15 protein-coding genes are annotated in these 13,569 nt (G+C 64.5%); 4 read left to right on the top strand and 11 right to left on the bottom strand.

From position 1 onward, the window contains the following. The first annotated feature begins 59 nt into the window (after positions 1 to 59). The 3 genes from AC3WMU_RS22340 (at position 60) to AC3WMU_RS22330 (ending at position 904) form a co-directional block, all read left to right on the top strand. Positions 60 to 260 carry a CsbD family protein gene (locus tag AC3WMU_RS22340; protein ID WP_006218180.1) on the top strand — a complete coding sequence of 67 codons (201 nt, stop codon included), beginning with the start codon at positions 60 to 62 and terminating at the stop codon, positions 258 to 260. Between the two features lie 45 nt (positions 261 to 305). Continuing rightward, on the top strand, positions 306 to 470 hold the full coding sequence (locus AC3WMU_RS22335; RefSeq protein ID WP_006222909.1) for a DUF1328 domain-containing protein: 165 nt from the start codon (positions 306 to 308) through the stop codon (positions 468 to 470). A 95-nt stretch (positions 471 to 565) separates the two neighbouring features. After that, complete coding sequence (locus AC3WMU_RS22330; RefSeq protein ID WP_006222908.1) at positions 566 to 904, top strand: BON domain-containing protein; 339 nt, start codon at positions 566 to 568, stop codon at positions 902 to 904. Between the two features lie 92 nt (positions 905 to 996). On the opposite strand, the gene AC3WMU_RS22325 is transcribed toward AC3WMU_RS22330, so the two are convergent. The 10 genes from AC3WMU_RS22325 to AC3WMU_RS22280 form a co-directional block, all read right to left on the bottom strand. After that, entirely contained in the window at positions 997 to 1,869 is an 873-nt protein-coding gene (locus tag AC3WMU_RS22325; RefSeq protein ID WP_492282990.1) for a PhzF family phenazine biosynthesis protein, read from the bottom strand. An 88-nt stretch (positions 1,870 to 1,957) separates the two neighbouring features. After that, a complete protein-coding gene (locus tag AC3WMU_RS22320; RefSeq protein ID WP_492282989.1) occupies positions 1,958 to 3,355 on the bottom strand; it encodes a 4Fe-4S binding protein in 1,398 nt (465 codons plus the stop codon). Positions 3,356 to 3,394: 39 nt separating this feature from the next. Beyond that, positions 3,395 to 4,246, bottom strand: coding sequence for an FTR1 family iron permease (locus tag AC3WMU_RS22315; RefSeq protein ID WP_280025461.1), 852 nt, complete (start codon positions 4,244 to 4,246; stop codon positions 3,395 to 3,397). A gap of 13 nt (positions 4,247 to 4,259) precedes the next feature. Further along, complete coding sequence (locus AC3WMU_RS22310) at positions 4,260 to 4,613, bottom strand: cupredoxin domain-containing protein (RefSeq protein ID WP_006222904.1); 354 nt, start codon at positions 4,611 to 4,613, stop codon at positions 4,260 to 4,262. A gap of 2 nt (positions 4,614 to 4,615) precedes the next feature. Further along, the gene (locus AC3WMU_RS22305; protein WP_006222903.1) at positions 4,616 to 5,152 is read right to left on the bottom strand and encodes an iron transporter; all 537 of its coding nucleotides are present in this window, start codon (positions 5,150 to 5,152) and stop codon (positions 4,616 to 4,618) included. 250 nt (positions 5,153 to 5,402) lie between these two features. Next, positions 5,403 to 5,972 carry a polyhydroxyalkanoate synthesis repressor PhaR gene (phaR, locus tag AC3WMU_RS22300; RefSeq protein WP_006222902.1) on the bottom strand — a complete coding sequence of 190 codons (570 nt, stop codon included), beginning with the start codon at positions 5,970 to 5,972 and terminating at the stop codon, positions 5,403 to 5,405. Positions 5,973 to 6,093: 121 nt separating this feature from the next. Beyond that, positions 6,094 to 6,831 carry an acetoacetyl-CoA reductase gene (gene phbB, locus AC3WMU_RS22295; protein ID WP_006222901.1) on the bottom strand — a complete coding sequence of 246 codons (738 nt, stop codon included), beginning with the start codon at positions 6,829 to 6,831 and terminating at the stop codon, positions 6,094 to 6,096. Positions 6,832 to 6,908: 77 nt separating this feature from the next. Continuing rightward, a complete protein-coding gene (phaC, locus tag AC3WMU_RS22290) occupies positions 6,909 to 8,546 on the bottom strand; it encodes a class I poly(R)-hydroxyalkanoic acid synthase (RefSeq protein WP_088590143.1) in 1,638 nt (545 codons plus the stop codon). Between the two features lie 123 nt (positions 8,547 to 8,669). Beyond that, complete coding sequence (pgeF, locus tag AC3WMU_RS22285) at positions 8,670 to 9,434, bottom strand: peptidoglycan editing factor PgeF (protein ID WP_280025467.1); 765 nt, start codon at positions 9,432 to 9,434, stop codon at positions 8,670 to 8,672. Next, on the bottom strand, positions 9,422 to 10,441 hold the full coding sequence (locus AC3WMU_RS22280) for an RluA family pseudouridine synthase (protein WP_280025469.1): 1,020 nt from the start codon (positions 10,439 to 10,441) through the stop codon (positions 9,422 to 9,424). Before AC3WMU_RS22280 ends, pgeF begins: the two co-directional genes overlap by 13 nt. A gap of 107 nt (positions 10,442 to 10,548) precedes the next feature. Between AC3WMU_RS22280 and AC3WMU_RS22275 the strand changes: the two genes are divergently transcribed. After that, entirely contained in the window at positions 10,549 to 11,337 is a 789-nt protein-coding gene (locus AC3WMU_RS22275) for an outer membrane protein assembly factor BamD (RefSeq protein WP_006223934.1), read from the top strand. 102 nt (positions 11,338 to 11,439) lie between these two features. Here the strand turns inward: AC3WMU_RS22275 and yoaA are convergent, their stop codons facing one another. After that, entirely contained in the window at positions 11,440 to 13,545 is a 2,106-nt protein-coding gene (yoaA, locus tag AC3WMU_RS22270; RefSeq protein WP_280025471.1) for a DNA repair helicase YoaA, read from the bottom strand. Between the last annotated feature and the right edge of the window lie 24 nt (positions 13,546 to 13,569).

Below are 13,569 nucleotides of genomic sequence, written 5' to 3'. Positions count from 1 at the left end.
CGATTGCAGGACTTATAGGCCATAAGCCTTGTGTCGCAAGCAGACAGAGAGAGGTCACCATGAATAACGACATCATCGCCGGCAAGTGGAAGCAACTGACCGGCAAGGCCAAAGCGGCCTGGGGTGAACTCACCGACGACGAGTTGACCCGTACCGAAGGCAACGCCGAACGCCTGGCTGGTTTGATCCAGGAGCGTTATGGCAAGACGAAGGATGAAGCCCAGAAGGAAGTCCGGGATTTCTTCGACCGCAATCCCTGATTCCCCCACCCGCCTTGATCGGTCGAAACCACTGGAGAAGCTGACATGTTGCACTACGCCGTTGTTTTCTTCGTCATCGCGATCATCGCGGCGGTTCTCGGCTTCGGCGGCATTGCCGCCGGGGCTGCGGGTATCGCCAAGGTCCTGTTCTTCGTCTTCCTGGTGCTGGCGCTCTTGTCCATCCTGAGCGGCGCCCTTCGGAAAAAATAGGACACGTTGATAAAACGCGTACCCCCCAAGAGTTTTGCAAGTCCGCGTCGTCTGAGACGACGCGCCGAACACTAGATATTTAAAGGAGCACAACTATGGAACTTCGTAAGCTGATCGCCGCTGCTGCACTGGGAACTGGCGCCGTCTTCACTTCCATGGCTTTTGCGGCCGATGACGGCAAGCCCAAGCAATCCGTGGGCGAGTACGCATCGGATGCGACCGTGACCACCAAGGTCAAGGCCGCCATCGTCGCCGACAAGCAACTGAGCGCCCTGGATATCGCCGTGGAAACCAACAACGGCGTGGCCACGCTGACGGGTTCGGTGGGCACTGCCGCCGAAGCTGATCACGCGGCCACCGTGGCTCGCGGCGTCGAAGGCGTCAAGCAGGTCATGAACAACATCAAGGTCGACCCGGCCAAGAACAAGAAGTAACGCCGATACCGTTTCCCACTGAGGCCTAGAGAGCCCGCGGCGCCTGTGATACACAGGCGCCGCTTTCGTTTGCGCGCCGCCCGCGCAATCGTTCAGATACTGATCGAACCCCGGCCGATCTCAAGCGCGCGGCCGCCCACCTGGATACGGCCATCGGCCAGCACGTCCAACAACAACCGGCAGGGCCGACCCATCTGATCGCCCTGCTCGACCAGGATGCTGGCGGGCAACGCACGCTTGTTGTGGATCAGCCAGCCGCCCAGGTTGGCGCACGCCGACCCGGTACCCGCATCCTCGTCCACGCCGCCGCCTGCCTTGGCAAAGAAGTAGCGGGCCACCACCACCTGGCGCGCGTCCTGCACATTGCCTTCGTCGAAGGCAAACACGTACAGCGTCTTGCGGCCCAGGCTGCTGGCCTGCCAGCGATGGAGCTTGGAGGCGTCCGGCGCCGCGCGACGCACGGCCTCGACGCTGGCCAGCGGCACCAGCAATTGGTCCGCGCCGGTGTCCACCCAGATCGGGTCGCCCAACAGATCATCGGCATCCAGCCCGACCAGGCCCGCGATCTCGGCGCGGTCCAGTTCCGGCGGCGCCGTACGCACGCCATCGGGGCATGGGGCGGTAAAGGTCCAGGCGTCGCCACGAGCCACGACCGGCACCACGCCCGCCTTAAACTCGAGCGTCAGCGCGTCGCCCGTCTGGCGCAGGTCACGCACCACTTGCGAGGTGCCGATGGTCGGATGGCCGGCGAACTTCATTTCGTAGCCGGGCGTGAAGATGCGCACGTGCGCGTCCGCACGGTCGGACGGCAGGATGAAGGTGGTTTCGGAAAGATTGAATTGCGCCGCCAGGTTCAGCATGGTGGCGTCGTCCATGCCGCGCGCGTCTTCAAACACGCAAAGCTGGTTGCCGCTGAAGGTGGTGGACGCAAAAACGTTGAGCAGGCGAAACGCGTAGGAAGTCATCGAAAGGCGTGTAGAGGAAGACCGCCGGCCAGTCCGGCTAAGCCTTCCAATGTATCGCAGCGCCCCGCTTCAGACCATCAAGCAGTACTTACCAGATTGCAAAGAAAAGCACCCAGGCCATGCAGAACGGCACCAAGCCTGCCACCAGCACGAGCCAGGCGGCGCCCTTGCGCCAGCCGCTGACCTGGCGCTGCGACAGCAGGCGCGCGAAGAGGCGCAAGGTCCACAACACGGCAAGCGTCAGCAGCGTAAAACGCACGGGACCGGCCCAGGCGGCTTGCACGCCTTCATGCTTGAGCAGGTTGACCGTGGTGGCGGACAAGCCCAGGAACACGCCGATGCCGGCCGACGGAATCAGCGCCTGCGCCAGCTTGTGCACACCGGGACGGATCCACCGCGTGGCAGGCGCATCCGGTTGGCCCGCAGCGGGCGCCAGGCGGTCGGCGATCCACAGCGACAGGAAGCTTGCGCCCCCGACAATGACCGTCGCGCCGACGACGAAGAGCAGGATGCCTGCGCCGTCCAGCCACGAGAAGCTGTCGTTCACATCCGGATAGTGGGTCAGGATGAACCAGGGCGCGTTGTCCATCAGCGGCCACATGATGTCGTGTTCCACCAGCCACGTCGCGGCCCATTGCTTGGCCGTCACATACCAGGGGCTGGCGCTCCACAGGAAGGCGCCGATCGCGATGCCCATCAGTCCGAAGCACAGCAGCGCGGTTTGCCACGCGTCGCCGTCGGCGACGTGCACGATCTCTTCTTCCGGGGAACGCGGCGTCAATTGGATCGCGCCGCGATAACCGCTGCAGCGGCCGCACATGTGGCAATCGCCGGCGCCCTTCATGTGGCGAAGGGGCACCAGCGGCGCACAGTTGATGGGTTCGATCCGGATGACCGGGTGGCGCCACTTCTCTTCGTCGACCTTGAAGTGCCACGGCGCCAGCTTGGCCAGCAGGTTGAACACGCCGTTGACCGGGCACAGGTACTTGCACCACACGCGCTTGCTGCGGCCATAGCGCCAGCCGACGATCATCGCCGCCACGGTGGACCCGCCCAGCACGGCCAGCACCGCCAGCGGATACTGGTACACGCTGACCAACTGGCCGTAGACCGTCGTCAACGCAAAGGCCACGAAGGGCCAGCCGCCCCAGCGCATCCATTTCGGAATGGCATGCCCCTGCCCCCGTTCGCTGGCCCACTCGGTCAGCATCCCTTCGGGACAGAACCAGCCACACCAGGCGCGGCCCAGGATCGGCATGGAAATCAGCACGAACGGCCACCAGACGCCCCAGAAGGCAAACTGCGCCACGATCGTCAGGTTATTGAAGACCGACGCCGTGTTGTCCGGCAAAGGAAGGATCGCGGGCACGATCAGTAGGAACGCGTACAACGCGACAATGCCCCACTGCAGCTTGCGCAACAGCGGGGCATGGTCACGGAAGAAATCGGCGATCCGGGAAGTCACCCTCCCGAGTACAGCTGCCATGGTCAAACCTTCATTGTTCAGTCGGGCATCACGTCGGAATCAGGATGCGCTCCGGGCGGCGGCCGGCGCACGGGCTGGCTTGTTGCCTACCCAGCGCAGCAGCGCCCAGACCACGATCCAGTAAGCCACCCACAACAAAACCGAGATCAGGGCCGGCAGGGCGCGGTAGCCAGCGAAGTCCGCCAGGATCTTGCCGATGCCGGTGCTGTCGCTCAGGAGCCACGAGCTATCCCACACGGGGTCGATGATCGTCGGCAGCACGTCCAGCGAAATCAAGTGGTCCAGGCCGCCGACCAGCAGCGAACCGGCCAATAGCAGCAGCAGAATTTCGGTCACGCGGAAGAAGCGGCGCCAGGTAATCAATTTGCCGCCCAGTTGCAGCAGCCAGAACGTCAGCAAGGCCACGGCAAAACCCGCGACGCCGGCCAGCGCCAGCATCAGCATGTTGCTGCCGCCTTCGCCCGCCGATACGGTGCCGTACAGGAACACCACGGTTTCGCTACCTTCCCGCGCCACGGCGATGGCAACCAGCACGAACAGGCCCCACCAGTTGTCGTTGGCCACCGAACTGCGCGCCCCGCTTTCCAGTTCGCCTTTCAGCGTGCGGCCGTGCTTCTTCATCCACACGACCATCTGCACGACCAGCGCGCACGCCGCCAGCGACATGATGGCCTGGAACCATTCCTGGCCTTCGTCGCTGAGCCAGGACGACACGCCCAGCAGCACCAGCGCCAGCGCCACGGCCAGGGCCAGCCCTGCGGCCACACCGCCCCACAGGTAATTCAGCCCGCGCTTGCCTTCGGGCGTGGAGCGCAGCCAGGTGTACAAAATGCCCACCACCAGCATGGCTTCGACGCTTTCACGCCAGACGATAAAGAGGACCTGTTCCATGTATTGCTACCGCTTATTCCTTGGGCTTGACGACCAGGGTGCCTTTCACGCTCTGGTGAAAGTCATCAAAGAAGGGATACTCGCCGGGACGGGAAATGGTGATCACCACGAAGGATTTCACCCCCGGGCCCAGCACTTTTTCCTTGCGCAGCGGAATGCTCTCGAATTCCACCGGCTCGTTGCTCTCGTTGATGAGCTCGATCTTGAAACGGCCGGCGGGCACTTCAAGGGTCGCCGGCTCGAACGTGCCGTCCGGCTTGAACCTCAAGGTGAACGTCGGCAATTCGTCCGCCTGCGCGGGTGCCATGCCGGCAAAAGCGGCCAGGCCGATCAGCACGGCGGCAACAACGCGATGCAGGCGGCGCACGATCAGTATCCGCCCTTCTTGCCGGTGCCGGCGTAGACGAATTCATATTCCAGTTCGAACGGCTCGAACCACGGACCCACGCCGGTTTCCTTGTCGACGTGGCGGCCGAAGTGAGCCATCTTGTTTTCGGACGGCGGCAGGATCGTGTACTTCAGCTTGTACTTGCCCGGGCCTTCCAGCTTGATGTTGTCGCCGTAGTGCGGGCCATCGTTGGCGACCATGGGCATGAAGGTGCCCTTCTGCACGTTCTGGCTGCCGACCTTCTGGATCTCGAAATTCACGACCAGGTAAGGCACCCACTCGCCTTCCGGGAAGCCCGTCTTGTTGCCGGCGGTGGCGTGGATATCGGCCTCAAGGTGCACGTCAGAATCCTTGGCAGGACGCATCATCCCGGGCGGATCCATTTCGATCGGCTGCAGATAGACCGCGCCAATTTCCATGCCGCCCTTCTCAACCGGCTTGCCGATGGGGTATTCGGCCGCTTGCGCGGCAGACACGCTCAGAGCGACGATGGCCAGCGCCAAGGCTTTCTTGATCATGTGCATAATCCTTGAGACACAAATGAATGGCGGTTCCAATAAGCTAAACAAGAACCGTTTTCATTAATGTAACCAAAAAAACTGACATATCCCTGAACCCGGAGGCCAAAAAAGGGGCGGATTATTGCGTTCAGTCAACGGGCGCCCCGGTCACGATGCACCTGTGAGCGGCAACAAAAAAGCCGGTCAGGCGATGGCCCTGCCGGCTTCTGGTTCAACGGAAGGGCCTGGCCCGCCCGCTTTGCGGCGATTACTTGCGGCCCGACCCCGGCGGCGTGCTGCCGGGCGTGAACGGGAACGTCGAGAACATCGCGCGCGTCTGGTCCTGCATCTGGTCCTGCATCTGCACGAACAGGTTCTTGCTCTGGTCGATGTAGTTGTTCATCATGTTCTGCAGCATGGGCGTCTGCACGTTCATGAACTGGGTCCAGGCTTCGGGCCCGAACTGGCTGCCATACAGTCCCTTGGACTGTTCGGCCATGCGCGTCTGGATTTCCATGAAGGCCTGGATGTTCTTCTCAAGGTAAGAACCCATGATGCCCTGCATGGCGTGGCCGTAGAAACGGATGATCTGCGACAGCATGTTCGACGAGAACATGGGCATGCCGCCGCTTTCCTCTTCCAGGATGATCTGCAAAAGGATGCTGCGCGTCAGGTCTTCGCCGCTCTTGGCGTCGACCACCTGGAATTCTTCGTTGGCCAGGACCAGTTGCTTGACATCTGCCAGAGTGATGTAGGTGCTGGTCCGGGTGTCGTATAGGCGACGGTTGGGGTATTTTTTAATCAGGCGCAGGCTGGCGCCGGTTTGTGCTTGCGTCATGTGTGTCCCCGGATCGGGCGATCTCTAAGACTTCGGATAAGGTGGAGTGTAATGCCGGAAGGCCCTCTCCCCGAGGCCTTCCAGCGCCTGGAGCCGCCCGATGGCGGCCCGCTGACCAACATTAGCCCATGTGCAGGCCGCCGTTGAGCGAGAAATCCGCGCCAGTCGAAAAGCCGGATTCATCCGAAGCCAGCCACGAGGTCATGGAGGCGATTTCCTCGGGCGTGCCCAGACGGCGCACCGGGATGGTGGCCACGATTTTCTCGAGCACTTCGGGACGGATGGCGCGAACCATGTCCGTGCCGATGTAGCCCGGCGAAATCGTGTTGACCGTGACGCCCTTGCTGGCGACTTCCTGGGCCAGCGCCATGGTGAAGCCGTGGATGCCCGCCTTCGCCGTGGAATAGTTCGTCTGGCCGAATTGGCCCTTCTGCCCGTTCACCGAGCTGATGTTGATGATGCGGCCCCACTGACGCTCGACCATGCCCTCGATGACCTGCTTGGTCACATTGAAGAGACTGTTCAGGTTGGTGTCGATGACCGCGCGCCAATCATCCGCGCTCATTTTGCGGAACAGGCCATCGCGCGTGATGCCCGCGTTGTTGACCAGCACATCGACCGGGCCCAGGTCGGCGGTGACCCGTTCAAAGGCCGCTACCGTCGAATCCCAGTCCGACACGTTGCCTACCGATGCATAGAACGTGTAGCCCTGCGCTGCCTGCTCATCCAGCCATTGCTGGTAATTGCGGCTTGGGCCGCAACCTGCCACCACGCGAAAGCCATCCTTGGCCAAGCGCTGGCAAATAGAGGTGCCGATACCGCCCATCCCGCCTGTTACGTAAGCCAGTTTTCCGCTCATTGGACTTCCTCCTGTGTGCGACGGACGCCTCGTTGATTAACTTTCTTATTGGCCTGGGCCAACCGCGCATGGCGGTTTCAGGCAGCCCGGACCTTCACGTACCTGCCAGGCGCCGGCTCGATCGGCCGGTACTTGGCATTGCCTAATTTCGTGCGCGCCTTGACCTGCTTGCCCGAATGCCGGGACAGCCATTGCGTCCAGTCGGGCCACCAGCTGCCCGCATTTTCAGTCGCCTGCGCAAACCAGGCCTTGGGGTCGCCGGGCATGTCATGGCCCGTGTTCCCCAGCTTGTCCGCCACCCAATAACTGCGGCGCTTCTTGGCCGGCGGATTCACCACGCCGGCGATGTGGCCCGAGGCCCCCAGCACGAAGCGTTGCGGTCCGCGCAGCAGTTGCGTGGAGGCATAGGCCGACACCCAAGGCACGATGTGATCTTCGCGAGACCCGAATATGTACGCCGGCATCGTCAGGCGCGTCAGGTCCAGCGGCAGGCCGGCGGCTTGCGCGCGGCCAGGCACTTTCAGGTTGTTCTCAAGGTAGGTATTGCGGAAGTACCACGAGAAGAACGGCCCCGGCAGATTGGTGCTGTCGCCATTCCAGAACAGCAGGTCGAACGGGGGCGGCTTCTGGCCCTTCAGGTAATTGCCCACCACATAGTTCCAGACCAGCTCGTTGGGCCGCAGGAACGAGAACGTGGTGGCCAGGTCGCGGCCGGGCATCAGCCCGCCGTTGCCCAGTTGATGGTCGCGCAGCAGCGCATGCGCTTCGTCGACAAAGACGTTCAGGATGCCGGTGTCATGGAAGTCCAGCAGCGAGGTCAACAGCGTCAGGGACGCCACGGGCTGTTCGCCGCGGGCCTCGGCCAGCGCCAGCGCCGACGCCAGCATCGTGCCGCCCACGCAGAACCCCAGGGCGTTGACCTTGGGCTGCTTGGTGATGTCGCTGGCCACGCGCAGCGCCTGCAGGACGGCGTCATCCAGATAATCGGACCAGGTGGCGCGGTCCACGCCATCGGTGTCGCTAGCCACCGGATTGCGCCAGGAGACGAGGAACACGGTGTAGCCCTGCTCCACCGCATGGCGCACGAAGGAATTCTCGGGCTGCAGGTCCAGGATGTAGAACTTGTTGATGTTCGGCGGCACGATCACCAGCGGCAGCTCGTGCACCGTGGCGGTGGACGGCGCGTACTGGATCAGCTGGAACAGCGTGTTCTCGAACACCACTTCACCGGGCGTCACCGCCACGTTGCGGCCGATCTCGAACTGCGATTCGTCGGTCTGGGTGATGCGGCCTTTCTTGACGTCGCCCAACAGGTTGGCCAGCCCTTCGTTCAAGGCGCGGCCCGCGCTTTCCACGATGGATTGCTGGGCATCCGGATTCAGCGCCAGGAAGTTCGACGGAGACAGCGCGTCGACCCATTGCATGATGGAAAAACGCAGGCGCTCGCGCATGGGTTCGCTGACCTGGGCCGCATCGACCATGCGTTGCATGGCGCGGGCCGACAGCAGATAGGTATGCGCCAGCAGCAGATGCGAACCGTTGGCGGCCCAGGCGTCGCCGGCGAAGCGGCGGTCGGCCAGAGGCGCAAGCGCACCGCGGCGGGCGTCGTCACAAAGGCGCTGCCACTCGCGCGAGAACTCGGCCTGAATATCGGCCAGGATTTCCGGTGCCACGCTCACCGGTATGGGCCCTGCGGCGGAGAGATTGGCGTTCACTTCGACACCTTGTTATCGAGACTGCTCGATTGATGTTGCATTCCGGGTCCAGGACTGTCAATGCGGGTATACAAGGAGACCGCCAGGGTAGATCTCAAGCCCGGCGGCCGGCCTTGCGCAAGATCAAACCGGGTCGAGCCAGGCCAGCAGCGCCATGCGTCCGGTTTCGCCGTCGCGTCGGTACGAGAAGAAGCGTTCCGATTCGGATACGGTGCACATCCCGGACAAGGCCACCTCTTGTACCCCGGCGCGGCGCAGGCGGAAATCCGCCAATCCGGCGAGGTCCGCCAACCACTTTCCCGATAGACCGGCGCGCGGCGTGAAGTAGCGCGCGGTGGCGGGATCGTCTTGCGTGAAGGCGTCAAGCACGTCCTGCCCCACCTCGAACACCTGCGGGCCGATGCCGGGGCCGACCCAGGCGCGCCAGCCGGTAGCCGCGGGAGCCTTGGCGCGCATGGCCGCCAGCGTATGTTCCAGCACGCCGCCCGACAGGCCGCGCCAGCCGGCATGCGCCGCGCCCAGCACCTGCCCGTCGGCATCGGCAATGACCACCGGCAGGCAGTCCGCCACCATGACGGCCAGCACGCGGCCCGGTTGCGCCGTGACGCTGGCGTCTACTGCAGGTTCGTCCGGCACGTCCTGCGCATCGGCGTCCACAACCTCGCTGCCGTGCACCTGGCGCAACCACAGCGGGTCGGCCGGCACGGCGGCGCGCACGCGGCGCCGGTTCTCGGCCACCGTGTCCGGATCATCGCCCGCGCGACGCCCCAGGTTCAGGGTGTCGTGCGGCGCCACGCCCACGCCGCCTGCGCGGGTCGTGCAGAAATAATTCACGCCGGCCCATTCCGGGCCGGTCACGACAGGCAGGCTGGCGATCACGCGTTCCATGCAATGCTTTCCTGGACCAGGGTCATGTCCTCGGGCACGGCGGCGGCGAATCGGACTTCGCCGCGGCCACCCGGGTCGTCAAAATGCAGGGCGCGGGCGTGCAGCATCTGCCGCTGCGCCCCGGCAATGTTCTTGCCGCCGTAGATCGTATCGGCCAGCAGCGGATGACCCAGGCTGGCCATATGCACGCGGATCTGGTGGGTGCGGCCGGTTTCCAGGCGGCACACCACTTCGGTGACGCGGCCGCCAGGGTCCACCTGGCCGCGGCGCGCTGGCGCGTAATTGGTAATGGCGGGTTTGGGTGCCACGGGACGCTCAACGCTCATGCGGATCGGCACGCGGGAATCGCGGCCGATGGCGCGTTCGACACGGCCGCCGTTCGCGATCCAGCCATGCGCCAGCGCCACGTATTCGCGTCCCATGCTGCGCGCCTGCAATTGGCGCACCAGATGCGTCTGGGCGCGCTCGTTGCGGGCTACCACCATCAGTCCGGAGGTGTCCTTGTCCAGCCTGTGAACGATACCGGCACGCGCCACGGACGCCAATTCGGGGTAGCGGTAGAGCAGGCCATTGAGCAGCGTGCCGCTCCAGTTGCCCGCGCCGGGATGGGTGACGAGCCCCGCGGGCTTGTTCACCACGATCCACTCGGGGCTTTCGTCCACCACGAGGAATTCAACGGGCTCGGGCGTGAAGGCGCGCGCATCGGGCGCCGGTTGGGCCCACACCTGCAGCTCGTCGCCGGGGCCGACCGTCTGACGGACCTTGCCGGGCGCGCCGTTGACGTGCACATTGCCGGCTTCGATCCAGCCTTGCAGGCGGCTGCGGGAATGGTCGGGCAACAACCCGGCCAGCACCTTGTCCAGCCGGTCGGCCTTCGTCGTGGAAGGCACCGTTACAAGTTGCGGTTCACCCCGGTTTTCATTGGGGTTTTCGTCGGCGTTTTCGTCGGAAAGGCCCAGAAGTTCATCGTCGGAAACGAGATCTGTGCCGGCGGCTGTATCAGACATGGAGACAAATCATATAATCAGCCTGCCATGCTAACACCAAGGATACGATTCTCGTGATTCACCACCCCGCAGCTCCCTCGAACCCCGCATCCCGAAGCGGGCCGGTTTTGCGCGTGGTTATCGCGCTATTGGCCGTCATTGTCATCGCCGGTTGCGGCTCGACAAACAGCAAGTACGACAAGACCACCAACTGGAGCGCCGAACAGCTCTACGCCGACGCCAAGGCCGAAATGTCCTCCGGAGGCTGGAAGGAAGCACGCGAACGTCTGACCGCCATCGAAAGCCGCTACCCTTTCGGCGTCTACGCCCAGCAAGCGCTGCTTGAGCTGGCCTACGTCAACTGGAAGGACGGCGAGAACGAACAGGCCCTGGCCGCCATCGACCGCTTCCAGCAGCTGTATCCCAACCATCCCGGCACCGACTACGCCCTGTACCTGAAGGGCCTGATCAACTTCACGCCGGCCAGCGCCTTCATGAGCAACATCACCGGCCAGGATCCCGCCGAGCGCGATCCCAAGGGCCTGCGCGCGTCCTACGACGCGTTCAATGAACTCATCAAGCGCTACCCGGACAGCAAGTACACGGTGGATGCCGAAAAGCGCGTCGCATGGCTGGTCAACACCATCGCCATGAACGAAGTCCACGTTGCCCGCTACTACTACGAGCGCGGCGCCTACGTGGCCGCCGCCAACCGCGCGCAAACCGTCATCACCGACTTCGAAGGCGCCCCCGCCACCGAAGAGGCGCTCTACCTGATGGTCGAGTCCTACGACAAACTGGGCATGACGGAACTGAAGAACGACGCCCAACGCGTCTACGACAAGAACTTCCCCAACAGCGATTTCAAGACCAAGGGCCTGAAGGCCGATCGCAGCTGGTGGAACCCGTTTGACTGATTGATCTGCGGATTCTCCCCGCATGGGAAAAGCGAAGCCCCTCGAAAGAGGGGCTTTCTTTTTGACTACCGCAAGCGGCCGGGCCGGCGCGCGTGCCTGGCGCTAGGCGTCGCTGCCCTCGCCTTCCTGCTTGCGGCGGTAGAACGCCAGCACCTCTTCCAGTTCGCGCGTGCGTGCGAAAGGCGGCAGGCCGCGCCACAGGCGCTTGCCGTAGGGCTTTTCGACCAGACGCGCATCGCCCACCATCAGCACGCCCCAGTCGGACTCCGTACGGATCAGGCGGCCCGCGCCCTGCTTGAGCGAGATCGCGGCTTCGGGCAACTGGTATTCCGAGAAGGGATTGCCGCCCTGGGCCCGGCAGGCCCGCAGGCGCGCTTCGATGACGGGGTCGTCGGGCGGCGCGAACGGCAGCTTGTCGATGGCGACCAAGGTCAACACGTCGCCAGGCAGGTCGATGCCTTCCCAGAAGCTTGCGCTGCCCACCAGCACCGGATGCTTGAGCTTGCAGAAGCGGTCCAGCAAATCGCGGCGCGTGCCCTCGCCCTGCTTCAGCAACGGCCAGTCGTGCCCGGCGTCGTCAAAGGCGTCGGCCAGCAGGGTCGCGACCTTATCGACCGCGCGCAGCGTCGTGCACAACACCAGCGTGCCGCCGGGGCTGGCTTCGAGCAGGGGCATCAGCGTTTCGACGAAACGGTCCAGGAACTGCGGCGATTGCGGTTCAGGCATGCCGCGCGGCACGAAGAGCAGCGCCTGTTCGGGATAGTTGAACGGCGATTCCCACTTGCCCGTGCGGGCGCTCGATAGCCCTAGCTGGCTGGTGAAGTGCGTGAACTCGCCGTTCACCGACAGCGTCGCCGACGTCATGATCCAGGCCTGGCCCGGCTTGCGGTACTTGGAGAACGCCTGCGCCACCGACAGCGGCGCCGAATGCAGGCGCACGTGATGCTGGCCGTGCTCGACCCAGCGCACGGCAGGACCCGTCCATTGCTCGGCGGCCGCAGCCACGCCTTCCAGGATGGCGGCGGGCGTGGACGGACCGTCTCCCAGGTCGGAGGCGGCGGGTTCGGGCGACTGGTCGTCGCGGCCCCAGCCTTCGTCGGCCAAGCCGGCATCAGCGCGCCCCGGCGTGGCCCAGCGCTTGAGCCGCACCGAAATTTCGGCGCCGCTGCGTGCCGCGGCCATCAGGTCGGGATGCTTTTCCGCCACCGCGCCCAAGGCTTTGGTGGCCGTGTCGACGGCCTCGCGCAAGGCGGCCAGCGCCTCGTCGAATTCCTCGGGGTTGGGGATCGCGTCGAACGTGGCCTTGCGGCCCGGCATCCGGTCCAGCGGCGCACAGGTCAGCCGCAGCTCGCGCGCCGCGGTTTCAAGGTGGCGGCTGACGTCGCTCCATTTGGCGGCCTCGCGCGCATACGCCAGGCCGGCCACTTCCAGCGCGCGGCCGAAATCCATCAGCTGGTGCGTGGACACGCTGCTGCCCAGGAACCGCGTGGCGGTGTCGGGCAGCTGATGCGCTTCGTCGAAGATGACGGTGTCGGCTTCGGGCAGCAGGTCGGTCACGCCCTCTTCGCGCAGCACCAGGTCGGCCATGAACAGCGCGTGGTTGACCACCACCACGTCGGCCTCCTGGGCCTGGCGGCGCGCCTTCACCACGAAACAGTCGCGGATGCGCGGGCACTCCTGGCCCAGGCAGTTCTCGCGCGTGGAGGTCACGCGCTGCCAGATGTCGGCGTCTTCGGGCACCTGCGCAAGATCGCTGCGGTCGCCCGTCTTGGTGATGCCCGCGAAGACCTGGATCTGGCGCAGTTGCTGGATCTCGGTACGTGACTTCAGCGCGCGCTCGTCGCCCTGCAGGCGTTCCAGGTGATAGTGGCAGACATAGTTGCCGCGGCCCTTGAGCAGCGCGGCCGTCACCGGAGCGGCCAGCGCGGCGCGCACGCGCGGCAGGTCACGCGCAAACAGCTGGTCTTGCAGCGTGCGGGTGCCGGTGGAAATCAGCACCTTGCCGCCCTGGATGAAGGCGGGTACAAGATAGGCCCAGGTCTTGCCGATGCCGGTGCCCGCCTCGGCCACGAGCGTGGCGCGGTCCTGGATGGCGTCGCCGATGGCCTGCGACAGCTCCACCTGCGAAGGGCGTGGCTTGTAGCCGGGCATGGCCGTGGCCAGGGGCCCGTCCTCGTCAAAAAATTCGGAAATATCCAGGTCCAGCATTACGGCAGCCTAGTGTCGGTCGGA

The sequence above is a fragment of the Achromobacter sp. FW305-C-13 genome (assembly GCF_058783475.1).
This window is presented reverse-complemented; position numbering and strand designations above follow the sequence as displayed.

Excerpts from the sequence above, each read along its gene's own strand:
- AC3WMU_RS22340 (WP_006218180.1), top strand. The coding sequence starts at position 60 with ATGAATAACGACATCATCGCCGGCAAGTGGAAGCAACTGACCGGCAAG.
- phaR (WP_006222902.1), bottom strand. The coding sequence starts at position 5,972 with ATGACGCAAGCACAAACCGGCGCCAGCCTGCGCCTGATTAAAAAATAC.
- yoaA (WP_280025471.1), bottom strand. The coding sequence starts at position 13,545 with ATGCTGGACCTGGATATTTCCGAATTTTTTGACGAGGACGGGCCCCTG.
- AC3WMU_RS22280 (WP_280025469.1), bottom strand. The coding sequence starts at position 10,441 with ATGTCTGATACAGCCGCCGGCACAGATCTCGTTTCCGACGATGAACTT.
- pgeF (WP_280025467.1), bottom strand. The coding sequence starts at position 9,434 with ATGGAACGCGTGATCGCCAGCCTGCCTGTCGTGACCGGCCCGGAATGG.
- AC3WMU_RS22315 (WP_280025461.1), bottom strand. The coding sequence starts at position 4,246 with ATGGAACAGGTCCTCTTTATCGTCTGGCGTGAAAGCGTCGAAGCCATG.
- AC3WMU_RS22335 (WP_006222909.1), top strand. The coding sequence starts at position 306 with ATGTTGCACTACGCCGTTGTTTTCTTCGTCATCGCGATCATCGCGGCG.
- AC3WMU_RS22305 (WP_006222903.1), bottom strand. The coding sequence starts at position 5,152 with ATGATCAAGAAAGCCTTGGCGCTGGCCATCGTCGCTCTGAGCGTGTCT.
- AC3WMU_RS22325 (WP_492282990.1), bottom strand. The coding sequence starts at position 1,869 with ATGACTTCCTACGCGTTTCGCCTGCTCAACGTTTTTGCGTCCACCACC.
- phbB (WP_006222901.1), bottom strand. The coding sequence starts at position 6,831 with ATGAGCGGAAAACTGGCTTACGTAACAGGCGGGATGGGCGGTATCGGC.
- AC3WMU_RS22330 (WP_006222908.1), top strand. The coding sequence starts at position 566 with ATGGAACTTCGTAAGCTGATCGCCGCTGCTGCACTGGGAACTGGCGCC.
- AC3WMU_RS22320 (WP_492282989.1), bottom strand. The coding sequence starts at position 3,355 with ATGGCAGCTGTACTCGGGAGGGTGACTTCCCGGATCGCCGATTTCTTC.